This window comes from Streptomyces sp. NPDC053542 (genome assembly GCF_044544685.1).
GTDB lineage: Bacteria > Actinomycetota > Actinomycetes > Streptomycetales > Streptomycetaceae > Streptomyces.
In genome coordinates, this window is sequence record NZ_JBITXL010000003.1 from 556842 (window position 1) to 579087 (window position 22246).

Genomic DNA, 22246 nt, shown 5'->3' on the forward strand with positions numbered 1-22246 from the left:
GGACGGGGCACGGTCAGAAGAGCGTTTCCTCCTCCGGCGCCGCCAGCTCCTTCAGGAGCTCGGGGCTGTTGTTGCGGACGTTGCTGACCTCCGTGGAGACGGGGTAGGCGCGCATCATCCCGGCGGGCGGCGGCGCGAGCAGCTCGCGCAGCTCGTCGATGTCCGTGGTGGCCGGGTTCAGCCAGGCGTCCCAGCGGTCCGGCGGCAGGACCAGCGGCATCCGGGGGTGGATGTCGGCGAGGGACTGCGGGCCCGCGTCGCCGGACGCGCCGGCCAGCGGCGTGGTCTCGGCGGCCGTGGTGACCACCGAGCAGGTCGCCCACCACGCCTGCGGGTGGTCCGGCGGCAGCGTCGGGTCGCGCCAGAACTCGTACAGCCCGGCCATCGCCATCACCGCGCCGTCGGCCGGCGTGACGAAGTACGGCTGCTTGCGGGGGCGCTTCTTCCGCCCCTGCTCCTCCAGCTGCCGCTCCCCCGCGCCGGTCACCCACTCGAAATAGCCGTCGCCGGGGAGCAGGCAGCGGCGGGCGGCGAAGGGCTTCTTGAAGGACGGCTTCTCGTGGACCGTCTCCGCCCTCGCGTTGATCATCTTCACGCCGACGTCGGGTGATTTGGCCCACGACGGGACCAGGCCCCACTTCAAAGGCCGCAGCTGGCGAACCGGCCGCCGGTCCTGCGCGTCTTTGACGGGGCGTTCAAGGACCGCGTAGACGTTCTTGGTGGGGGCGATGTTGTAGTCGGGAGCGAGGGTCTCCTCGGGCTCCCACTTCTCGACCTCGAAGATCCCCACCAGATCCTCGGGCCGCCTGCTCGCCGCATACCGTCCGCACATGTATGCCACAGTGCCATGGCACAGCAAGGGGAGAGATGGACACCGAGCACATCACCGACGTATGGGACCGGGTTTTCGCCACACAGCCCGATCCGTCGTTCTGGCTGGTCGTGGCCACGGCCGCGGTCGCACTCGCGGTGGTGCTCCCGTACAGCGCGTGGCGGATATCCCGTAATGCCATCACGATCGCGCACGAGGGCGGGCACGGCCTCGTGGCCCTGCTGACCGGCCGGAAGCTGGACGGCATCCGTCTGCACTCGGACACCTCCGGGCTGACCGTCAGCCGCGGCAAGCCGCACGGCCTCGGCATGGTCCTGACCGCCGCAGCGGGCTACACCGCGCCCTCGCTGCTCGGCCTGGCCGGTGCCGCGCTGCTCGCCGCCGGCCACATCACGGCCCTGCTGTGGGGCGCGACGGCCCTGCTGCTGGCGATGCTGGTCATGACGCGGAACGCATACGGCGTCCTCACGGTGGTACTCGCCGGTGGAGCGTTCTTCCTGGTCTCCTGGCTGACCACCGCGCAGGTGCAGGCGGCTTTCGCGTACGCGGTGGTGTGGTTCCTGCTGCTGGGCGGGGTCCGGCCGCCGTTCGAGATCCAGGGGAAGCGCAGGCGCTCCGGAGGCCGGGTGGACTCCGACCCGGACCAGCTCGCCCGTCTGACGAACGTGCCGGCGGCGGTCTGGCTCGGCTTCTTCCACCTGGTGGCGCTCTGCTCGCTGTTCGGCGGCGGCCGGTGGCTGCTGCAGCTGTGAGAACCGCGCGTACGGGTGTGAGACATCCGCGGCGCCGCTTTACCAGTGCCATGTTTCGTACAGGTTGCACCCCATTTGATCAAGATCCGCACCCCTGGTGAGCCATTAAAGTGAGCTACATGACCGAGAGCCCCGCACACTCCGCCCTCTGGCCGGCCCCCACCGCACCCGGGGCGGTCGACGCGACCGTCACCGTGCCCGGCTCCAAGTCGGTCACCAACCGCGGCCTGGTCCTGGCCGCCCTCTCCTCCGAGCCCGGCTGGCTGCGCCGCCCGCTGCGCTCCCGCGACACCCTCCTGATGGCCCAGGCGCTGCGCACGATGGGCGTGGGCATCGAGGAGACCATCTCCTCCAACTCCTCCCCCGCCGGCGAGCCCGACGGCACCGGCGAGGCGTGGCGCGTGATCCCCGCCGGGCTGCACGGCCCCACCACCGTCGACGTCGGCAACGCCGGTACGGTGATGCGCTTCCTGCCGCCGGTCGCGGCGCTGGCCGACGGCCCGATCCGGTTCGACGGCGACCCGCGGTCGTACGAGCGTCCGCTGGGCGGCGTCATCGACGGGCTGCGCGCCCTCGGCGCCCGCATCGACGACGACAAGCGCGGCGCCCTCCCGATGACGGTGCACGGCACCGGCGGCCTGGACGGCGGCCGGGTCGAGATCGACGCGTCCTCCTCCTCCCAGTTCGTCAGCGCCCTGCTGCTGTCCGCGCCGCGCTTCAACCAGGGCGTGGAGGTACGGCACGTGGGCGACACGCTGCCGTCCATGCCGCACATCCGGATGACCGTGGACATGCTGCGGATCGCCGGCGCACAGGTGGACACCCCGGAGTCCGGCGGCGAGCCGAACGTCTGGCGGGTCACCCCGGGCGCGCTGCTCGGCCGCGACCTGGTCGTCGAGCCGGACCTGTCCAACGCGCAGCCGTTCCTGGCCGCCGCGCTGGTCACCGGCGGCCGGGTCACCATCCCGGACTGGCCCGAGCACACCACTCAGCCGGGCGACGCGCTGCGCGAGATCTTCACCGAAATGGGCGGTTCCTGCGAGCTGACCGAGCAGGGCCTGACCTTCAAGGGCAGCGGCCGCATCCACGGCATCGACATCGACCTGAGCGAGGTCGGCGAGCTGACCCCGGGCATCGCGGCGGTCGCGGCCCTCGCGGACTCCGAGTCCGTACTGCGCGGCGTCGCCCACCTGCGGCTGCACGAGACCGACCGGCTCGCGGCGCTCACCAAGGAGATCAACGGCCTCGGCGGCGACGTCACCGAGACCGCCGACGGCCTGCACATCCGGCCGCGCCCGCTGCACGGCGGCGTCTTCCACACGTACGACGACCACCGCATGGCCACCGCCGGCGCGCTGCTCGGCCTGGTCGTCAAGGGCGTCGAGGTGGAGAACGTCGCGACCACGGCCAAGACCCTGCCCGACTTCCCCGAGATGTGGACGGACATGCTCAGCCCGGCGGCGGCCCCCGCCCGGAGAGCCTGAGAGTCCGCTCCGATGCGCCGCTACGGCAAGCACACCGACGAGGACGACATCCGGGTCCGCCCGAACCGCAAGGGCAACCGTCCCCGTACGAACATCCGCCCGAAGCACGAGGACGCCAGCGAGGGCCTGGTCCTCACGGTCGACCGCGGCCGCATCACGTGCCTGATCGAGGACCGCACGGTCACCGCGATGAAGGCACGTGAGCTGGGCCGCAAGAGCGTGGTGGTCGGCGACCGCGTCATGGTCGTCGGCGACCTCACCGGCGCCAAGGACACGCTCGCCCGCATCGTGCGGGTCCAGCCGCGCACCTCCGTGCTGCGGCGCACGGCCGACGACGACGATCCGTTCGAGCGGGTGGTGGTCGCCAACGCCGACCAGCTGGCGATCGTCACCGCGCTCGCCGACCCCGAGCCGCGGCCCCGGCTGATCGACCGCTGTCTGGTCGCGGCGTACGACGCGGGGCTCGAACCGCTGCTCGTCCTCACCAAGTCCGACCTGGCGTCGCCGGACACGCTGCTGGAGTCCTACGGCGCGCTGGGCGTCCCGTACGTCGTCACCAACCGTGAGGAGCTGACCGACGGCGCCGCGGCCGACCGGGTGCGCGAGCGGCTGGCCGACCGGATCACGGCGTTCGTCGGCCACTCGGGGGTGGGCAAGACCACGCTGGTCAACTCCCTGGTACCGGCGCGGAAACGGGCCACCGGGCACGTCAACGCGGTCACCGGGCGCGGCCGGCACACCACGACCTCGGCGCTGGCCCTGCCGCTGCCGGACGACCGGGGCTGGGTGATCGACACGCCCGGCGTGCGGTCCTTCGGGCTGCACCACATCGACCCCTCGCGGGTGATCCACGCCTTCCCGGACCTGGAGCCGGGCACCGCGGAGTGCCCGCGCGCCTGCAGCCACGACGAGCCGGACTGTGCGCTGGACCAATGGGTGGCCGCCGGACACGCCGACCCGGCCCGGCTCTACTCGCTGCGCCGGCTGCTGGCCACCCGGGAGCGGCGCGAGGGCGACTGACGGATCGCGTCGGGGCGGCCAATGCGAAAAGGTGGCTGCCGCACGCCCTGAGTAACTGCATAATCACATCAGGACAGGGCGAAGCGGTCACCGAACCGACGGAGGCAAACTGATGGCGTGGCTGCTCGTCGTGGTGGCGGGACTTCTGGAGACGGGCTTCGCGGTGTGTCTGAAGCTCTCGCACGGCTTCACGCGCCTGTGGCCCACGATCGCCTTCTGCGTCTTCGCGCTCGGCAGCTTCGGCCTGCTGACCCTCTCGCTGAAGAAGCTGGACGTGGGTCCCGCGTACGCGGTGTGGACCGGGCTCGGCGCGGCCGGCACGGCGGTGTACGGCATGGTCTTCCTCGGCGACGTGGTGTCGACCTTGAAGATCGTCTCGATCACGCTGGTCATCGCCGGTGCGATCGGCCTCCAGTTCTCGGGCTCGGCGCACTGAGCCCTGCCCCCGGCCGGCACTCGGCGCCGTTCCCGGCGGTCAGTGCGCGGCCTGGTGGCGCGGCAGGCCCGCGAACGCGCTGCGGACGAGCCGCCCGACCTCCTCGGGATCGGCGGGCGCGACCACGCAGGAGAGCGTGAGCCGGGCCGCGGTCGTGCACGCCGTGCCCAGCTCGGTCAGCTCCTCCTTGGGCCAGTCCGCCTCCAGCGCGGCCACCGCCCGGTCGCTGAACCGGCCGACCAGCTCGCTCGGCCCGGGCAGCGGCGCCTCGACGGGCGGCGGCACCACGGGGAAGCCCGTGCGGGGTCCGGGCACCGGCAGCGGGAGCGACTGGTCGGCGGGCGAGGGCAGCCGCTCGTTCCAGCAGCCGGTCAGCACGGCCCGTACGAGGGGGTTGGCGCGGGCGGTACGCAGCGTCCAGTCGGCCGCCGCGGCCAGCCTGGTCTGGGCTTCTTCGAGCAGGGACGAGGGGCGCGCGACGCCCTCCGCGGGGGCACCGGCGGCGGGCGGAGCGGCGGCGGGCCGGGCCAGGATGCGTTCCACGCCCGCCAGGTAGCCCTCGGTCTCGCGGCGCACCAGGGCGCGCGCGAGCCCCTGTTTGCTGCCGAACTCGTTGTAGAGGGTCTGCCGGGAGACCCCTGCCGCGGCCGCGACATCGACCATCCGGACGCCTGCCCAGGGCCGTACTTCGAGCGCCGCGTAGGCGGCGTCCAGTAAGGAATCACGCGCTGCGGGCATCGTCGCCTCCCAGGCCGTAGTGCCCATATGGCCGGTGTGCGCACAGAATTGACGCCCCACCAGGTGGTGTCAAGGGTCCGGACCAAAGGTCTGCCGACGGGTGCGGAAGGGGTTCGCGGAAGCCGCCACGTTCCGCGGCGACCGCGGGATTTTCCATGCTCAGGTGCGGGGAAAGATAGTGTTCGCACATGGCCGACTACCACGATGATCTTCGTCTCGCCCACGTCCTCGCGGACGCCGCGGACGCCGCGACCATGGAACGGTTCAAGGCACTCGACCTGAAGGTCGAGACCAAACCGGACATGACCCCGGTGAGCGAGGCCGACAAGGCGGCCGAAGAGCTGATCAGGGGCCAGCTCGCGCGGGCCCGGCCGCGGGACGCCGTGCTCGGCGAGGAGTTCGGCTCGGACGGCGCGGGACCGCGCCGCTGGATCATCGACCCGATCGACGGCACGAAGAACTACGTGCGCGGGGTGCCCGTGTGGGCCACCCTGATCGCCCTGATGGAGCGCGGCGAGGGCGGGGACCGTCCGGTCGTCGGCGTGGTCTCCGCGCCCGCGCTGCACCGCCGCTGGTGGGCCGCCGAGGGGCTGGGCGCCTACACCGGCCGCAGCCTGACCTCAGCCCAGCGTCTCCAGGTGTCGAGCGTCGGGCGCATCCAGGACGCGTCGTTCGCCTACTCCTCGCTCACTGGCTGGGAGGAGCGCGGCACGCTGGGCGGCTTCCTGGACCTGTCGCGGGAGGTGTGGCGGACCCGCGCGTACGGCGACTTCTGGCCCTACATGATGGTCGCCGAGGGCTCCGTGGACATCTGCGCCGAGCCGGAGCTCTCCCTGTGGGACATGGCGGCCTGCGCCGTCGTCGTACAGGAGGCCGGCGGGCGCTTCACCGGCCTGGACGGGGCCCCGGGCCCGCACAGCGGCAACGCGGCGGCCTCCAACGGCCTGCTGCACGAAGAGCTGCTGAGCTACCTGCGGGACTGAGCCCCGCCCCGCGATCACTCCCGCGGGTTTTCAAACGGCGCCTTGGGGCGCGTGACCGGGTGACGGACCCTCACGCGCCCCTTGTCGCTTGCCATGGAGCATGTGAACATGAGAATCCCCCCGCTTGTGCACTTGTGAAATTTTTCTCCAGGCGCTACCGGCGCCGGGATGTCCTCCGCGGGGTCTCACCAAGGAGGTGGCTCCACTCCATGCCCATGTACGTCCGCGACGCCATGAGCACGGTGGTCCTCACCATCGGGCCCGCACACACTCTCCGGCAGGCAGCACATCTGATGGCGGCACGGCGCGTCGGCGCGGCCGTCGTCCTGGACGCCGATGCCGGTGGTCTCGGCATCCTCACCGAGCGCGACATCCTCAATTCCCTCGGCGCCGGGGAGAACCCCGACCGCGAGACCGCACAGAGCCACACCACGACGGACGTGGTCTTCGCCGCTCCGGAGTGGACCCTGGACGAGGCCGCCGCCGCGATGGTGCACGGCGGCTTCCGTCACTTGATCGTCCTGGACGACCGGGAGCCGGTGGGCGTGGTGTCCGTACGCGACATCATGCGCTGCCGCTCGGCGGCCCGGGAGCGGGCGACGGCCGTACTGGCCTGATCAGGTCCGGTCCGGCCCGTCCGGCCACCGGTCGGACGGGCCGGGCCGGAAACGCCGAGGAGGCCGGCCGCCCGAGGGCAGCCGGCCTCCTCTGTCCGGGGTGAAGGGGCCCCGGACGACGCGGTCCGTACAGTGGTGACCGGTCAGCCGCGCAGGGCCTGGACCGCGGCCTCCAGTCGCTTGCCGTAGTCCGCGTCCGCCTTGCGGAAGTTCTCGATGGCGCGCTGCGCGATGTCGTCGCGCGAGACCTTCGAGATGAAGCCCGCGAGGTTGTTGATCAGGCGGTCCTTCTCGTCGTCCGACATCAGGCGGTAGAGGTTGCCCGCCTGCACGAAGTCGTCGTCCTCGGCGTGCGAGGCCGCCGCGAGCTCACCGGTGGCACCGGAGACGGGCAGCGGCTGCCACAGCGCGCGGCCGGTCTCGGCCGGGCCGCCGAAGCTGTTCGGCTCGTAGTTCTTCTGGCCGCCGTGGCGGCCGTCGTACAGCGCGCCGTCCCGGCCGTGGCTGCGCGCCTCGGTGGCGTGCGGGCGGTTCACCGGCAGGTGGTCGGCGTTGATGCCGACGCGGTAGCGGTGGGCGTCGCCGTACGCGAAGAGGCGGCCCTGCAGCATCTTGTCGGGCGAGGGGCCGATGCCCGGCACGAAGTGGTGCGGGGAGAAGATCGACTGCTCGACCTCGGCGAAGATGTTCTGCGGGTTGCGGTTCAGCTCCAGCTTGCCGATCTCGATGACCGGGTAGTCCGCGTGCGGCCAGACCTTGGTCAGGTCGAACGGGTTGAAGCGGTAGTTCGCGGCCTCGGCGGCGGGCATGATCTGCACGCCGACGGTCCAGCTCGGGAAGTCGCCGCGCTCGATGGCCTCGCGCAGGTCCCGCTGGTGGCTGTCGGGGTCCTTGCCCGCCAGGATCTCCGCTTCCTCGGTGGTGAGGTTCTTGATGCCCTGGTCGGTCTTGAAGTGGTACTTGACCCAGAAGACCTCGCCGGCCTCGTTGTTCCACTGGAACGTGTGCGAGCCGAAGCCGTCCATGTGGCGGTAGGACGCGGGGATGCCGCGGTCACCGAACAGCCAGGTCACCTGGTGGGTGGACTCCGGGCTCAGACCCCAGAAGTCCCAGACGTTGTCCGCCTCCTGCGAGCCGGTGTACGGGTCGCGCTTCTGGGTGTGGATGAAGTCGGGGAACTTGATGGCGTCCTTGATGAAGAACACCGGGGTGTTGTTGCCGACGAGGTCGTAGTTGCCCTCTTCGGTGTAGAACTTCAGCGCGAAGCCGCGGGGGTCACGCACCGCGTCGGCCGCACCGAGGTTGCCCGCGACGGTCGAGAAGCGGAGGAAGGTCTCCGTCTGCTTGCCGATCTCGGAAAGGAACTTCGCGCGGGTGTACTTCGTCACGTCCGCGGTAACAGTGAACGTGCCGTACGCGCCGGCGCCGCGGGCGTGCACGATGCGCTCCGGAATGCGCTCACGGTTGAAGTGCGCGAGCTTCTCGATCAGGAGCTGGTCCTGGATCAGGCCGGGGCCGCCGATGCCGGCCGTCTCGCTGTTCTGGTTGTCCGCGACCGGAGCACCGGTCTCCGTGGTCAGCGGTCCGGTGGTGCTCTCTACCGACACGTGCGCCTCCTGTGTAAATACCTGCCCTTGGCTTGCGCCGAGCCCGATCCTACATTGGACAATGTCTAAGTCAAGAAGGATGAGAAATCCGTACCCGATCCGGTCATGGACCACCACTGGTACCCTGGCTCATATCTGACTGATGGGTGATTGGCATGAGTGACCTGCTCGAACGACTCCGGGGACGCGGCTGGCGGCTGACCGCGCAGCGCCGCGTCGTCGCCGAGGTCCTGGACGGGGACCACGTCCACTACACCGCCGACGAGGTGCACGCGCGGGCGTCCGAGCGCCTGCCGGAGATCTCCCGCGCCACGGTCTACAACACGCTCGGCGAGCTTGTCCTGCTCGGCGAGGTGCTGGAGGTCAGCACGGACGGCCGGGCGAAGCGGTACGACCCCAACGCCCACCACGACCATCACCACCTCGTCTGCTCGCAGTGCGGCACGATCCGTGACGTGCACATCGAGAGCGACCCGCTGAGCGCCCTGCCCGAGCCGGAACGATTCGGCTTCGAGGTCTCGGAGGTTTCGGTGACCTACCGCGGCACGTGTCCGAACTGCGCACGCGCCTGATCCGTACGCGACCAAGGCCCCTCCCCTCCGCCCCACCCCGCTCTTGCTGATCATCGCAGCCCGCCGCGTTCCGCGGCGGGCTTTTCGGCAGCCTGGCGCATTCGCGTGCGCTACTTCGGCATGTCGCGCACGCCTCTTCGGTGCACGGCGCGCTTCTCCGGTACGCGGCGCGGTTCTCCGTGCGCCGCGCACACCTCTTCCAGTTTCTGACGGCCCGTCATATCGTGCCCCGCGCCACGCCCCACGGCTGCCCGGGACCGCCGCGGCAGCCGGCCCGCACTCCGCGAGGAGCACACCGTGGGAGAGCCGCACCCGCCGTCCCCGCACCCGCCGTCCCCGTCCGCCGTCCCGCGCCCGGCCGCGCCCGAGGCGCAGCCCTCGCCCGCCGCTCCGGACCTGTCCGCCGCTCCGGCCCTGCGCGCCCGGGCGCTCGGCCGCTCCTTCGGCCGCGGCCGCAAGGCGCTGACCGCGCTCGGCCCGCTCGACCTCGAGATCGCCGCGGGCGAGTTCGTCTGCCTCGTGGGCCCCTCGGGGTGCGGCAAGTCCACGCTGCTGCGGATCGCCGCGGGCCTGCTCCGGCCCGGCACGGGCGAGCTGGAGATCCGCGCCCAAAGCGCCCGGCCGGCCGCGATGATCTTCCAGGACTACGGCATCTACGACTGGAAGTCCGTACTCGCCAACGTCCGCTTCGGCCTCGACGTGCAGCGCGTGCCCCGTAAGGAGGCCGATGCGCGCGCCCGTTCCTGGCTGGCCCGCATGGGCCTCGCGGAGTTCGCGGACGCCTACCCGGCGGCGCTCTCCGGCGGCATGCGCCAGCGCGTGGCCATCGCCCGCGCGCTCGCCGTGGAGCCCGAGCTGCTCCTCATGGACGAGCCGTTCGCCGCCCTGGACGCCCAGCTCCGCACGATCCTCCAGGACGAGCTGCTGGACCTCACCCAGCACACCCGTACGACCACCCTCTTCATCACGCACAGCCTCGAAGAGGCGCTCGTCCTCGGCGACCGGGTCCTGGTGATGTCCGCCCGGCCCGGCCGCGTCATCGCCGAGCGCCGCCCGCCGTTCGGCCGCCCCCGTAGTGGCGCGGTGCGCAGCGCCCCGGAGTTCACCGCGCTCAAGGCCGAGCTGTGGGACCTGCTGCGCGGCGAGGTCGACGCCCGCTCCGGTACGGGCACGGGCCCGCGCCCCGGTACGAAGGCGGCGCCCGTATGACGCTCACCGACCGCACGGCACCGCGCGAGACCGTCCTCGTACGCCGCCCCGGCCCTCAGGAGCTGCGTCCGCAGCGCACGTACAGGCGGCGCCGCGCCCTTGAAGCGGCGCTCGCCCTCACCGTGCCGGCGGCCCTGGTCCTCCTGTGGCAGCTCGCCGCCGTACAGGGCTGGATCGACGCCCGTATCTATCCGGCACCCACCACGATCCTGGCCGACGGCCGGGACCGGGCGCTGGCCGGCGAGCTGTGGCCGGACGTGTGGGCCACCCTGCGGCGGGTCCTCGCGGGCTATGCCGTCGGCGCCGTGGCGGGCTACGCGCTGGGCCTCCTCATGGGCTCCCTGGCGCTGGTGCGCGCCGCCCTGGAGCCGCTGCTGGACGCGCTGTACGTCGTGCCGAAGCTGGCCCTGCTGCCGGTCTTCCTGAACATGTTCGGGCTCGGCGAGGGGCCGCAGATCGCGCTGGTCGCGGCCACCGTCTTCTTCTTCGTGTGGATCTCCACCATGGCGGCGGTACTGGCCGTACCGGCCGGGCACCGCGACGCGGGCCGGGTCTTCGGGGCGAGTCCCTGGCAGATGTTCCGGCACGTGCTGCTGCCCGCCTCCCTGCCCGCGGTGCTGGTCGGGGCCCGGATAGCGGCCGGTGTCGCGGTCCTGGTGATCGTCGCGTCGGAACAGATCGCCGCCGCCGACGGGCTGGGCCACCTGATCTTCGACTCGCGGGCGCTGTTCCAGAACGACGTGATGTTCGTCGGGATCGTCTGCGTCGCCGTCCTGGGCGTGCTCTTCTCCGAACTGGTGCGCCTGGCCGGCCGGTTCCTCACCCCCTGGGCCCCGCGCGACCGCGGCCGCTCCCGGAGCTGAGAGCCCGCCCCTCCCCTACTCGGTACCCGGAGGCCCCATGCGCCGTCCTCTCACCGTGCTCGCCGCCGCCCTGGCGCTGCTCACCGGATGCGCCGCCCAGGAGGCCGGCGGCAGGCCCGCGGAGCCCCGTACGATCACGCCTGTCGCCGGCTGTGGCGCCCGCGCCTGGACCGACCCCGCCGACCTGGCGGCGGACCGCCGGCCCGCCCGCTGCGACAAGGGAGCCCCGGCCGCCCGGCCCCTGAAGAAGAAGCGTTCGCTCACGCTCGCCACCGGCACCCTGAACGCCGAGTACGTCGCACCCGTCCGAATGGCGCTCGCCAAGGGCGAGTTCGCGAAGGAGGGCCTGGACGTCCGCCTGAAGGTGCTGCCCACGCCCGAGGCGCTGCCGCTGCTGGCCAAGGGCGACCTGGACGTCCTGTGGGCGGCGCCGGAGGCCGCCGTCCTCAACGGCATCGCCGGCGGCTTCGACATCCGCTGGGTGGCCGGGAACTTCTCGCCCGACCCGCGGTCGAAGAGCGGCCTGTGGGTCCGGCTCGGCAAGGGAGAGACGGCGCGGTCGGCGTCCCTGAAGGGCGCGAGCCTCGGAACCATGATCGGCAAGGGCTCGGTGATCATGTACCCGATGGACCGTTCCTTCGCCCGGCACGGCGCCGGGATGGACTCCGTCACCTTCCAGCAGCTCGGCTCCTCGGACGTGCTGACCGCGCTGACCGGCGGCGGCGTGGACGCCGCCTGGCTGCTGGACCCGGTATGGCGCACGGTCGACGGCAACAAGAAGTACGCGTTCCTCGGCGGCCAGCCACAGGGCGAACCGCTCGGCGGCGCCCTGTACGGCCCCCACCTCCTGCAGCGGGACCCGGACGCCGGCGTCGCCTTCCTGCGCGCGTACATCCGTACGGTCAACACGTACTTCCGCGGCGACTACAAGGCCGACCGGGCGTTCGCGGCGGAGCTGGCGGGGCTGCTGAAGGTGGACGCCGACGTGCTCACGGCCGTGCCGTCGCTGCGGATGGACTGGGAGATCCGGAAGGGCACCGCCGGCCGCCTGCAGCGCGCCTACCGGGACGCGGGGGTCACCAAGGGCCCGCAGGTCCCGGAGAGCGGGCTCGTGGACCGCTCGTTCTACGCGGAGGCGGTCGGCCACCGGCCGTGAAGGGCGCGCACGCACGACGAAGGCGGCACGCACGCATGACAAAGGCCCGGATCCTTGCGGATCCGGGCCTTCGCCTTCAGTAGCGGGGACAGGATTTGAACCTGCGACCTCTGGGTTATGAGCCCAGCGAGCTACCGAGCTGCTCCACCCCGCGCCGTTGTGTTCACAACTCTAACCCCAAGCCGACGACCAGCGCAAATCCGTGCCCGCGACCCTCGCGCACCGGTGTCCGGCCGGCCCCTCGGGACCGGCCGGACCTCATGCGCTCAGCTCCTCCTTGAGGGCGTCCCGCAGCCGGGCGGCACGCTGGGTGACCTCCGGCGGACCCAGCTCCACCGCCCGCGTGCACCACCGCTCACTCTCCGCGAGCGCGCCCCGGCGAGCCGCCAGCAGCGCGAGGCGCAGCGCCGCGCGCCCGTGCCCGGCCTCGGCGGCGCGCGTCCACCACAGGGCGGCCTCCGGGAGGCTGCCCTCCCGGGCCAGCAGCAGCCCGAGGTTGAAGGCCGCGTTGCGGCTGCCGGCCTCGGCCGCCGCGCGGTACCAGTCGGCGGCCGCCGTGGCGTCGCCCTTGGACGCGGCGAGCATGCCCATCCGCACCTGGGCACCGCGGTGCCCCTGCGCGGCGGCGCGCTCGTACCACTCCTCGCTCTCGCCCCCGGACTCCTCCGGGCCGCTGGCCTCGCGGTCCAGCAGCGCGGCGAGCCGGTAGGCCGCCTCGGCGCTGCCCGCTTCCGCCGCCGTGCGCAGGTGCCGCTCGGCGTCCTGCCACTCGCCCTCCCGCAGGAAGGAGAGGGCCGCCTGCAGCGCCGCCTCGGTGTGCCCGGCCTCGGCGGCCCGCTCGTACCACTTGCGGGAAGTGCGCTCGGCGCCCCGGCCCGCGTGCAGGATGCCGAGGTTGAACGCGGCGTCCACGCTGCCCGCTTCGGCCGCCTTGGAGAACCACGGCTCGGCACCGGACGCGTCGCCGCGCTGCAGCAGCAGCACGGCGAGCGCGTTGGACGCCTCCCTGTGCCCCGCGTAGGCGGCCCGGCGGTACCACTGCTCGCTGCGGCCGTCGCGGCCCTGCTGGGCGCAGAGCAGGCCGATGTTGTACGCGCCGTTGACGTCGCCGGCCTCCAGCGCGGCCCGGTACCAGCGCTCGGCGGTCTGCAGCTCGCCGCGGTCGGCGTGCAGCGCCCCGAGGGCGTTGGCGGCGTTGCCGTCACCGTCCTGGGCCGCCCGGCGCCACCACTCCGCCGCGCTCTCCTCGTCGCCCGCGTCCTTCAGGAGGAAGCCGAGCGCGCACGCGGCGCGCGGCTCGCCGTCCTTGGCCGCGATGAGGTACCAGCGCCCGGCCTCCTTGAGCTCGCCGCGCTCCTCCAGGAGCGTGCCGAGGTGCAGCGCGGCCCTGCGGTGCCCGCGGGCCGCGGCCTGGCGGTACCACTGCTCGGCCGCGGCGCGCGGCTCCGCGCCCTCGCCGTACGCCGTGCCGTCGGACTCCCGCTCGTCCAGAATGCGCGCGAGGCGGTACGCAGCTTCGCGGTGGCCGCGCTCGGCGGCGGCCACGAACCACCGCTCGGCGCCCTCCTCGCCCCGGTGGTCGAGCAGGTCGGCGAGTGCGTAGGCGCCCAGGCAGTGGCCGGACTCGGCGGCCTGGCGCAGCCAGTACTCGGCGGCGGGCTCGTCGCCGCGCTCGCGGTAGTGCCGGCCCAGCGCGTGCGCCGCGGCGGCGGATCCGGCGACGGCGGCGATGCGCCACCAGCCGGCCGCCTCGTCGGCGTATCCGCGCTGGTGCAGCAGGACTCCGAGGTTGTTGGCGGCGGCCCGGTCACCCGCGACGGTGGCGGCGCGCAGGCACGGTTCAGCACCGTCCAGATCACCGCGGCGCAGCAGCATCGCGCCGAGCATGCTCGCCGCCGCCGGGTCGCCCGCGGCGGCGGCCTGCCGGTGGCCCACCTCGTCCATGGCCTCGGTCGCCTCGGGCGACTCCGTGCCGTCGGTCGCGTCGGCCGCGTCCCTCGCGGGCGGCGGCAGCTCGGATTCGCGCCCGTCGTCGGGCGCATGCACAAATGGACCTGTCTCCAACAACCTTGCCTTGTCCCCCATAAGGGCCATCGTCGCACCACCCGAAGCCCGGGTACACCTGGTATACCGCAGCCAGTGAGGTCACTACAGCGTTTTGTCGACTTCCCGACACAACGACATGCCAAACGCTCAGGACACGAGTCTCCCCAATGCGGGTGGTTTAACGCGCACATATGTGACGGCACGCATGACGAAGGCCCGGATCCAAGAGGATCCGGGCCTTCGCCTTGCAGTAGCGGGGACAGGATTTGAACCTGCGACCTCTGGGTTATGAGCCCAGCGAGCTACCGAGCTGCTCCACCCCGCGCCGTTGTGTATTTAAGGTACCACGGCGCGGAGGCGGAGCCATAATCCGCGGTCAGCCGCCCTGCTTGTGCTCCTCGGCGCTGCCGCCCTTGTCCGACGAACCGGCCTTCTCCCCCGCCTTCTTCTCCGCGGCGGCGGCCCGGTCCAGCGCGGCCTTCAGCTTCTTCTGCGCCTCGCCGTAGCCGGCCCAGTCACCGGACTCGCGGGCCTTCTCGCCCTCCTCGTACGCCTGCTGGGCGTCGTCCAGGGCCTCCTGGACGCTCTGGTCCGAGGGCGGTGTCGTACTGCCCGTGTCCGGCGGCGTGGTGGTGTCCTCGTCGCCGTCACCGACGTTCGGTGCCTTCTTCCCGAACACCACGTCCAGCGCCTCGCCGAGGCTGTCCTCGAAGGCCGCCTTGTTGCCGTAGCTGACGAGCACCTTCTTCAGCAGCGGGTAGTTGGTGCCCGCGCCGCGCAGATAGACCGGCTCGACGTACAGCAGGCCGCCGTCCAGGGGGACGGTGAGCAGGTTGCCGTACTCGATCTCCGAGTCACCCTTCTTGAGGATGTTCAGCGTCTTGGCGACCGTGTCGTCGGAGTTGAACTTCGACTGCACCTGCTGCGGTCCGGGGACCGTGGTCTCGGACGGGAGTTTGAGGATTCTGATCTTCCCGTAGTCCGGACTCTTGGCGTTGGCGTCGACCGCCATGAACGCCCCGAGGTTGTCCCGCTTGTTCGGCGTGAACGTCGTCGTCAGCGAGAACGTCTGGTTCTTCTGGTCCGGCATCTTCATGCTGAGGTAGTACGGCGGAACCGCGGTCGCCGACTTGGTCGTCGGGTCGTTCGGGATCTGCCAGCGCTCGCTGCCGGTGTAGAAGGTGTTCGCGTCGGTGACGTGGTACGTGGTGAGCAGCTGGCGCTGCACCTTGAAGAGGTCCTGCGGGTAGCGCAGGTGCTCCATCAGATCGTTGCTGATCTTCGACGTGGGCTCGACCGTGCCGGGGAACGCCTTCATCCAGGTCTTCAGGACCGGGTCGTGCTTGTCCCACTGGTAGAGCTTGACCGAGCCGTCGTACGCGTCGACCGTCGCCTTGACGGAGTTGCGGATGTAGTTGACCTGGTTCTGCTGGGCCACCACCGCGCGCTGGCCGTCGGTCAGCGAGTCCGCCGTGGTGTCCCCGAGCGTGGTCCGCGAGGAGTACGGGTAACCGTTGCTCGTGGTGTACGCGTCGACGATCCACTTGATGCGGCCGTCGACCACCGCCGGATAGGCGTCGCCGTCGATGGTGAGCCACGGCGCGACCGACTCCACGCGCTCCTTGGGAGTGCGGTTGTACAGGATGCGCGAGCCGTCGCCGATGGCGCCCGAGTACAGGATCTGCGGCTCGCCGAAGGCCACGGCATACGCCGCGCGGTTGACCGGATTGGCGAGGTTCACCCCGCTCTTGCCCTTGTAGCTGTAGCTCTTCTCGCCGCTGTCGTCGGAGTAGTCCAGCTCCTGCTGCGGGCCGCCGACGATGGAGTACTGCGTGGTCTTCTCGCCGTAGTAGATGCGCTGCTCGTGCTTCGGGAGATGGCCCTTGGCGGGGAGGTTCTTCTCGGTGTACTCCGGCTCGCCCTCATTGACCGTGCTGGTCCCCTTGGCGGTGACCGCGCCGAAGCCGTGGGTGTACTTGAAGTGGTCGTTGATCCAGTTGCGCTCGGGGATGCCGGCGATGTTCAGCTCGCGCAGGCCGATGACGGTGTCCTGCTCCTTGCCGTCGTTGCCCTTGTAGCGGTCGACGTCGAGCGTGGCGGGGAACTGGTAGTACCCGCGGACCTGTTGCTGCTGCTGGAAGGTGGGCGAGACGACGTTCGGGTCCAGCAGGCGCATGCTCGCCGTGGTGTCCGCCGCGTCCCGCAGCCGCTCGTTGTCCGCCTTGTCCTTGGGCTTGTAGTCGCCCTTGTAGCCGGTGACCTTGGAGCCGTCGATGCCGTACGCGTCCCGCGTGGCCTTGATGTTCTCCTTGATGAACGGCGCTTCCTTGGCCTGCTCGTTGGGCTGGACCTGGAACTTCTGCACGATCGCCGGGTACAGCCCGCCGATGAGGACGGCCGAGAGGACCATCAGGCCGAAGCCGATGACCGGCAGCTGCCAGGTCCGCCGCCACAGGGTGGCGAAGAAGAGCACGGCACAGATGGCCGCGATGAAGAACAGGATCGTCTTCGCCGGCAGGTAGGCATGCGCGTCGACGTACCGCAGGCCCGTCCAGCCCTCCGCGGACTTCAGGCCGCTGGACTTCACCGCGAGGCCGTACCGGTCGAGCCAGTACGCCATCGCCTTGAGCGACACGAAGATGCCCAGCAGCACCGACAGGTGGCCGGTGGCCGCCGCGGTGGCACGGGAACCGGGGCTCGTGACGCGCAGGCCGCCGTACAGGTAGTGCGTGAGCGCCGCGGCGATCAGGCACAGCACCACACAGGCGAAGCCGAAGCTCAGCAGGAAGCGGAACCACGGCAGGTCGAAGGCGTAGAAGGAGATGTCCTCGTGGAACTGCGGGTCCTTCTGGCCGAACGGCACGCCGTTGACCCACTGCAGCCAGGTGCGCCACTGGCTGGAGGCGGACGCGCCGGCGATCAGGCCGACCAGCGCGGTGACCGCGACCAGCACCCACTTCTTGTACGGCGCGATGCTCATCCGGTAGCGGTCCAGGCTCTGCTGCTCCAGCGACATGGCGCTGAGAGGCGGGCGGAGCCGGTGGGCCAGCCAGACGTTGACCCCGATGGCGGCGGCCATCAGCGCGCCGAAGAAGAAGAACAGGCCGACCTTGGTCCACAGCGTCGTGGTGAAGACCGAGGAGTACTTCACCGAGCGGAACCACAGCCAGTCGGTCCAGAACCCGGAGAACATCACGAAGAGCATGGCCAGCACAGCCAGCACGCCCAGGGTCAGGAGCCCGGTCCGCATCCGCCGGGACGGGCGGCCCACTCTCGTCCGTGGCCCGGCGGGGCCTGAGCCGCGGTCCGGCATCTGGAAAGCCAAGGTGCGCACCTCGAAGTTCGCTGTCGTATGAAGCGGGCCCGGTGATAGTAGGACCCACTCTTGCAACTTACTAAGGCTTTACCCGGTTCCCGTTTTCCGGGAAGTTCAGGGCACGATATTCCACATGACCAACCTCCCCGTTGACGGCACCCCTCTCGCCGCCGACCCACTGACCCGCGCCGTACTCGAAATCGACGAGTACGCCGCCGGGATCGGCTGGGACCAGCCCGCCCGCCTGTTCGCCCTCGTAGACACCGCGCGCCTGCGCGACGAAGAGCCCGCGCTCGCCGCCCAGCTGGGCATCGACGAGAGCGCCGACGCCTCCCTGACCCCCGTGGAGCAGGACGAGGTCCCGCCGAGCGTCCCGCTCGACGAGTTCCTCGGCACCATCGCCTGGCCCGACGCGGTGGCCGGCTGCGCCATGACCGTGGAGCGGCTGATGCTGCCGCCGTCCGCCGAGGAGTCCGTGCCGGCCGGCATGGACGAGGACGCGCTCGCCAAGTGGGTCGCCGAACACCCCGACCGCCAGGAGGTCCGGATGACCGTGGCGGTACTGCGCGACGGCCGGCGCGAGTCGGCGCTGCGGCTGCGCGAGAAGGACTCCACCGCCGAGGTGCTCACCGGCGCCGACCTCGTACCGGGCCTGGCGGAGGCCCTGACGGCGACCTTCGAGGAGTAACGGGCCCGGCGCCCGGGGGGCTCGGCGGCTCAGGGCGTGCTCGTGGGGGGGCTTGGCTTGGGGGCTCGTGCTCGTGCGCGCCCGTGGGGGGTCTCGGGCACGCCCGTGGGGGCTTGGGAGCTCGGGCGCGCGCATGGGGGTTCGCGCGCGCCCGCCGGGGGGCTCGGGCGCTCGGCAGGAGCGCCCGTGCGGCCCCGAGCCTTCGTCAGGAGTGCGCGGCAGGCGTGCAGCTCGGCAAGTGCGCCGTGTCGCCCTTACGGATCTTCGTGAGGGCCTGCGTCGCGTCGTGAATGGTGTTCACCTTGACGAGCCGGAGCCCTTCCGGGGTGTCCTTGGCCGCGGTGGCGCAGTTGTCCTTCGGAGTGAGGAAGTACTCGGCGCCCTTGTCGCGGGCCGCGACGATCTTCATGGAGATGCCGCCGATCGGCCCGACCTTGCCCTTGTCGTCGATCGTTCCCGTACCGGCGACGAAGTTGCCGCCGGTCAGGTCCTCGGGCGTGAGCTTGTCGACGATCCCGAGAGCAAACATCAGGCCCGCGCTCGGACCGCCCACATCGGCGAGCTTGATGTCGATCTCGAACGGGAACGTGTGATCGAGGCCGGCCTGGATGCCGACGATGGCCCGGCCGTCCGTGGCCTTCTTGGTCGTCAGCGAGACCTGGCGGCCGCCGGAGGGCTTGTCGCCCTTCTTCTCCGCCGCGGCCGCTTCCTTGGCCGGGACCAGCGTGAAGGTGACCTTCTCGCCCGCCTTGTGCTTCGTGACCAGCCGGGCGACGTCCGCGGGCCGCTTCACCGCCGTACCGTCCACCGCCTTGATGACGTCACCGGCGTGCAGCGTGCCGTCGGCCGGGGTGTCCTTCATGACCGAGGCGACCACGACCTGGGAGCTCACCGGGATGTGCAGCTCGTCCAGGGCCGCCACCTTGGCGCTCTCCTGCGACTGGCTGAACTCCTCGGCGTTCTCCTGGTCGGCCTGCTCGGCCGTCTGGTTGTCCGGGTACAGCGTCTTGTGCGGCACCACGGCACTGTCGTGCGCCAGCCAGCCGTACGCCGCCTCGAAGAGGTTCATGCGGTAGTCGGGGCCGGTGACGCGGACCGTCGTCATGTTGAGATGACCGGTCGTCGGATACGTCTTGCGGCCGTCGATCTGCAGCACCGGCTCGCCCGCGTGGTCGCCGAGGGTGTTGACCGTGGGCCCCGGCGTCATCTGCGCGTACGGCACGGGAATCAGCACCCCGGCGCACAACAGCGCGATCAGCATGAGAGTCGAGGCGAGGAGCGTCGCGGTCCGGCGTGGCATGGAACGACAGTACGGGACGGGTATGACAAGCGGCCCGCGGGGCCGTCCGTACGGGTCCCGGCCCCCCGGTGACGCTCAGGCGGCGTCGGAGCGGACCTCCGCGCGCACCTCTTCCCGTTCCTCGCGCTCCATGGCCTCCCGGAAACGGGCGTACCCGGCGAGCTCGGCAACATCCCCGGCCTTGCGGTACCTCGTGGTCCACGTACTCCACACGACGGCAGCCAGTGCGGCGAGAACCGGAATCAGCAACCAGAGAAGCGCACCCATAGCGGCCTCCCGACCCCTTGTACACAACCGCAACGACGAATAAGCAGATTAACCATCCGACAGCTCAACGCTCAGGCCCGGGGGCGGGTTACGCAACCGGAGGATGATGTCGGCTGTCCGGCTGATCACCGGGCGTCTGCGGCGGGGCGCCCGTAGAGGGCGCGTACCCAGTTACGGGCAGCTCACCGCTCCCGTACGCCCCATGAATGCGTCCTACACGCTTTCTTTACGCCATGGGAGCGAACCGATCACGTCGCGCGCCCCGGGGGACGGTGCTGTCCCCAGAAGACGGCGCTACGCTCCGACCCATTCTTCGGTCCCGTCCGAAAACGTCTGGTGCTTCCAGATCGGGACCTCGTGCTTGAGGTCGTCGATGAGCCGTCTGCACGCCTCGAACGCTTCGCCCCGGTGCGCGCAGGACACCGCCACGACGACCGCGAGGTCACCGATGCGCAGATCCCCCACCCGGTGGACCGCGGCCAGCGCCCGGACGGGGAAGTCCGCGGCCACCTTCTCCGCGACCCGGCGGAGCTCCGCCTCGGCCGTCGGGTGTGCGGAGTAGCCGAGCCCGTCGACGTCCGAGCCGCCGTCGTGCGAGCGGACCGTGCCGACGAACAGGGCGGTCCCGCCGGACGCGGCGTCCCCGACGGCCGCGAACACCTCGTCCACGGACAGCGGCGTGTCCCGGATGCCCAGCAGCCGGATCGGATCCGCTGTCCCCTGCTCACCGGGGTGATCGGGACGCGGCGACGGGTGGTGGTTCGTACCAGACATGCGCCTATCGTGCCCCACGGACGCGGCGCGGGGGAATGGCTGTTTCACCTGGTGTACCGACCGCCTTATGGAGGGTCCTACCAGACCGTAGGGGGACTGCCGCCGCGTACGGACGACGCATTCCCGCCGTCCGGAGGGAGCCACCGCTTCCGTACGGTCCCCCGCACTCCTGTGGCGCGCGTGCCCCGAGGGGCGCCACCCGCGCTGCCTCAGATACGCCGCCGGGCCTTACGGGCGCGGCGTACGAGCGCGGCGGTACCCAGCAGCGCGACGGTCGCGCCCGCCGCACCGGCGGCGGTGGCGTCCTTGCGGCCCAGCCGGCGCCCGGCCACCGTGTGCCGCCCCGCGACCTCCTCCAGGAGCTCGGCGAGCACCTCCTCGTTGGTCCAGCGGGGCCGCCAGCCCGCGTCGTGCAGCCGGCTGCCGCTGACCACCCACGGGTGCATCGTGTACGCCAGGTCGCCGGCGGGCGAGGGCGTGAGTCCGATGCGGTGCAGCCGGGCCGCGGCGCCGAGGGCCACGGAGGAGGGCAGCTCCATCCTGCGGATACCGGTGAGCTCCTCGACCTCCTCCTGCTCCAGCCAGCCGTCGCAGCCCACCGCGAGCTCGCCCTCGACCTTCTCCAGGGCGGCGTACTCCAGTGCGCTGACCAGGTCCTCCACGTGGCAGAACTGCCACGCGGGGCGGGAGCCCGCGACGACCAGGAGGCGCGGCGACTCGAAGTACCGGGTGAGCGCGGTGTCGGTGCCGCCCACGAGGACGGTGGGGCGCAGCACGGTGACGTTGAGTCCGGGGTGGGCGCGCGGCGCCCGGTGGGCCAGCCGTTCGATCTCCATGAGGTCGCCGACCCCGGTGGCGTCCGCGGTCGCGCGCAGCTCGGCGTCCTCGGAGAGCGGCACGTCGTTGTCGGGCAGCGCCCCGTAGACCATCGCGGAGGTGCACAGCACGACCCGGTGCACGCCGGCCGCGGCGGCCGCGGTCAGGACGGTCTGGGTGCCGCGCACGTTGTACGCGGTGCGGGCGGCCGGGTCGGTCTCCAGGTCGAGGTCGAGCGCCAGGTGGACGACGACGTCGGCGCCCCGGAGCTTCTCGGCGATGGCGGGGTCGCGGACATCCAGTACGTGCCAGTCGGCGTCCTCCTCGTCCCCGCGCCGCTCATCGATGGCCACGACCCGCTTGACCTCGTCGGACTCCAGCAGGGCACGGGTCAGCAGCGCACCGACACCGGAGGCGGCGCCGGTGACCGCCACGACGGGGCGGTGCTGTGGCGCGGCTGCCCCTGGGAGCGTCGTTTCGGACGTCTTCTCGGGCCTGGCAGCACTGTTTCGCGCTGCGCGAACGGTCGGATCTGGGGAACTCACCGGGCGTCTCCAGCGGTTGTCTTCAGTACGTATGCGCACCGGCGCGTACGGACCAGCGTGCGTCCATCCTGCCGCAGGCGCCCCGACAGCCAAGCACCGAGCCCCGGAGCGGCGCGGGGTGTCACAGGGGGTACCGGACCGTCTTCTCCGCGGCCGCGGAGAACGGCCGGACACCCTCTAGGCTGGAAGGGAATGTCGGGCAGCCGCCGTCGGCCCGGGGCCGGC

The 22246-nt window shown here is 71.5% G+C and carries 20 protein-coding genes and 2 tRNA genes; 11 read left to right on the forward strand and 11 right to left on the reverse strand.

What is annotated here, in order from left to right:
- Nucleotides 1-13 precede the first annotated feature (13 nt).
- Nucleotides 14-832, reverse strand: coding sequence for an SOS response-associated peptidase (locus tag ACIGXO_RS10370; protein WP_399783135.1), 819 nt, complete (start codon nt 830-832; stop codon nt 14-16).
- A 35-nt stretch (nt 833-867) separates the two neighbouring features.
- Between ACIGXO_RS10370 and ACIGXO_RS10375 the strand changes: the two genes are divergently transcribed.
- The 4 genes from ACIGXO_RS10375 to ACIGXO_RS10390 all read left to right on the forward strand — a co-directional run bounded on the left by ACIGXO_RS10375 (nt 868) and on the right by ACIGXO_RS10390 (nt 4524).
- Entirely contained in the window at nt 868-1584 is a 717-nt protein-coding gene (locus ACIGXO_RS10375) for a M50 family metallopeptidase (protein ID WP_399783138.1), read from the forward strand.
- A 119-nt stretch (nt 1585-1703) separates the two neighbouring features.
- Nucleotides 1704-3068, forward strand: coding sequence for a 3-phosphoshikimate 1-carboxyvinyltransferase (gene aroA, locus ACIGXO_RS10380; protein WP_399783141.1), 1365 nt, complete (start codon nt 1704-1706; stop codon nt 3066-3068).
- A gap of 12 nt (nt 3069-3080) precedes the next feature.
- A complete protein-coding gene (rsgA, locus tag ACIGXO_RS10385; protein ID WP_399783144.1) occupies nt 3081-4088 on the forward strand; it encodes a ribosome small subunit-dependent GTPase A in 1008 nt (335 codons plus the stop codon).
- A gap of 112 nt (nt 4089-4200) precedes the next feature.
- Nucleotides 4201-4524: a DMT family transporter gene (locus ACIGXO_RS10390; RefSeq protein ID WP_399783147.1), complete on the forward strand. Its 324-nt coding sequence runs from the start codon at nt 4201-4203 to the stop codon at nt 4522-4524.
- Between the two features lie 39 nt (nt 4525-4563).
- On the opposite strand, the gene ACIGXO_RS10395 is transcribed toward ACIGXO_RS10390, so the two are convergent.
- A complete protein-coding gene (locus ACIGXO_RS10395) occupies nt 4564-5262 on the reverse strand; it encodes a TetR/AcrR family transcriptional regulator (RefSeq protein ID WP_399783150.1) in 699 nt (232 codons plus the stop codon).
- 188 nt (nt 5263-5450) lie between these two features.
- On the opposite strand from ACIGXO_RS10395, the gene hisN reads away from it, so the two are divergent.
- The gene (gene hisN / locus ACIGXO_RS10400; RefSeq protein ID WP_399783153.1) at nt 5451-6245 is read left to right on the forward strand and encodes a histidinol-phosphatase; all 795 of its coding nucleotides are present in this window, start codon (nt 5451-5453) and stop codon (nt 6243-6245) included.
- A 215-nt stretch (nt 6246-6460) separates the two neighbouring features.
- Complete coding sequence (locus ACIGXO_RS10405) at nt 6461-6862, forward strand: cyclic nucleotide-binding/CBS domain-containing protein (protein ID WP_399783857.1); 402 nt, start codon at nt 6461-6463, stop codon at nt 6860-6862.
- Nucleotides 6863-7005: 143 nt separating this feature from the next.
- On the opposite strand, the gene ACIGXO_RS10410 is transcribed toward ACIGXO_RS10405, so the two are convergent.
- Nucleotides 7006-8469: a catalase gene (locus ACIGXO_RS10410; RefSeq protein WP_399783156.1), complete on the reverse strand. Its 1464-nt coding sequence runs from the start codon at nt 8467-8469 to the stop codon at nt 7006-7008.
- Between the two features lie 155 nt (nt 8470-8624).
- On the opposite strand from ACIGXO_RS10410, the gene ACIGXO_RS10415 reads away from it, so the two are divergent.
- From ACIGXO_RS10415 to ACIGXO_RS10430, 4 genes are all read left to right on the forward strand, one after another.
- On the forward strand, nt 8625-9041 hold the full coding sequence (locus ACIGXO_RS10415) for a Fur family transcriptional regulator (protein ID WP_399783159.1): 417 nt from the start codon (nt 8625-8627) through the stop codon (nt 9039-9041).
- Nucleotides 9042-9437: 396 nt separating this feature from the next.
- Nucleotides 9438-10250: an ABC transporter ATP-binding protein gene (locus ACIGXO_RS10420; RefSeq protein ID WP_399783860.1), complete on the forward strand. Its 813-nt coding sequence runs from the start codon at nt 9438-9440 to the stop codon at nt 10248-10250.
- The gene (locus ACIGXO_RS10425) at nt 10247-11113 is read left to right on the forward strand and encodes an ABC transporter permease (protein WP_399783162.1); all 867 of its coding nucleotides are present in this window, start codon (nt 10247-10249) and stop codon (nt 11111-11113) included. The genes ACIGXO_RS10420 and ACIGXO_RS10425 overlap by 4 nt, the downstream gene beginning before the upstream one ends.
- A 37-nt stretch (nt 11114-11150) precedes the next feature.
- On the forward strand, nt 11151-12269 hold the full coding sequence (locus ACIGXO_RS10430; RefSeq protein ID WP_399783165.1) for an ABC transporter substrate-binding protein: 1119 nt from the start codon (nt 11151-11153) through the stop codon (nt 12267-12269).
- Nucleotides 12270-12349: 80 nt separating this feature from the next.
- On the opposite strand, the gene ACIGXO_RS10435 is transcribed toward ACIGXO_RS10430, so the two are convergent.
- The 4 genes from ACIGXO_RS10435 to ACIGXO_RS10450 all read right to left on the reverse strand — a co-directional run bounded on the left by ACIGXO_RS10435 (nt 12350) and on the right by ACIGXO_RS10450 (nt 17628).
- Nucleotides 12350-12423, reverse strand: a tRNA-Met gene (locus ACIGXO_RS10435).
- A 104-nt stretch (nt 12424-12527) separates the two neighbouring features.
- Nucleotides 12528-14363 (reverse strand): tetratricopeptide repeat protein, encoded by a 1836-nt coding sequence (locus ACIGXO_RS10440; RefSeq protein WP_399783168.1) that lies wholly within the window; start codon nt 14361-14363, stop codon nt 12528-12530.
- Between the two features lie 203 nt (nt 14364-14566).
- A tRNA-Met gene (locus ACIGXO_RS10445) sits at nt 14567-14640 on the reverse strand.
- A gap of 51 nt (nt 14641-14691) precedes the next feature.
- The gene (locus ACIGXO_RS10450) at nt 14692-17628 is read right to left on the reverse strand and encodes a UPF0182 family protein (protein ID WP_399783863.1); all 2937 of its coding nucleotides are present in this window, start codon (nt 17626-17628) and stop codon (nt 14692-14694) included.
- Nucleotides 17629-17764: 136 nt separating this feature from the next.
- Between ACIGXO_RS10450 and ACIGXO_RS10455 the strand changes: the two genes are divergently transcribed.
- Complete coding sequence (locus ACIGXO_RS10455) at nt 17765-18319, forward strand: PPA1309 family protein (protein WP_399783171.1); 555 nt, start codon at nt 17765-17767, stop codon at nt 18317-18319.
- Between the two features lie 205 nt (nt 18320-18524).
- On the opposite strand, the gene ACIGXO_RS10460 is transcribed toward ACIGXO_RS10455, so the two are convergent.
- The 4 genes from ACIGXO_RS10460 to ACIGXO_RS10475 form a co-directional block, all read right to left on the reverse strand.
- On the reverse strand, nt 18525-19619 hold the full coding sequence (locus ACIGXO_RS10460) for a PDZ domain-containing protein (RefSeq protein ID WP_399783174.1): 1095 nt from the start codon (nt 19617-19619) through the stop codon (nt 18525-18527).
- Between the two features lie 75 nt (nt 19620-19694).
- Entirely contained in the window at nt 19695-19886 is a 192-nt protein-coding gene (locus tag ACIGXO_RS10465; protein WP_399783177.1) for a hypothetical protein, read from the reverse strand.
- A gap of 294 nt (nt 19887-20180) precedes the next feature.
- Nucleotides 20181-20660 carry a molybdenum cofactor biosynthesis protein MoaE gene (locus ACIGXO_RS10470; RefSeq protein WP_399783180.1) on the reverse strand — a complete coding sequence of 160 codons (480 nt, stop codon included), beginning with the start codon at nt 20658-20660 and terminating at the stop codon, nt 20181-20183.
- A 209-nt stretch (nt 20661-20869) separates the two neighbouring features.
- Nucleotides 20870-22021, reverse strand: coding sequence for an SDR family oxidoreductase (locus ACIGXO_RS10475; protein WP_399783183.1), 1152 nt, complete (start codon nt 22019-22021; stop codon nt 20870-20872).
- Between the last annotated feature and the right edge of the window lie 225 nt (nt 22022-22246).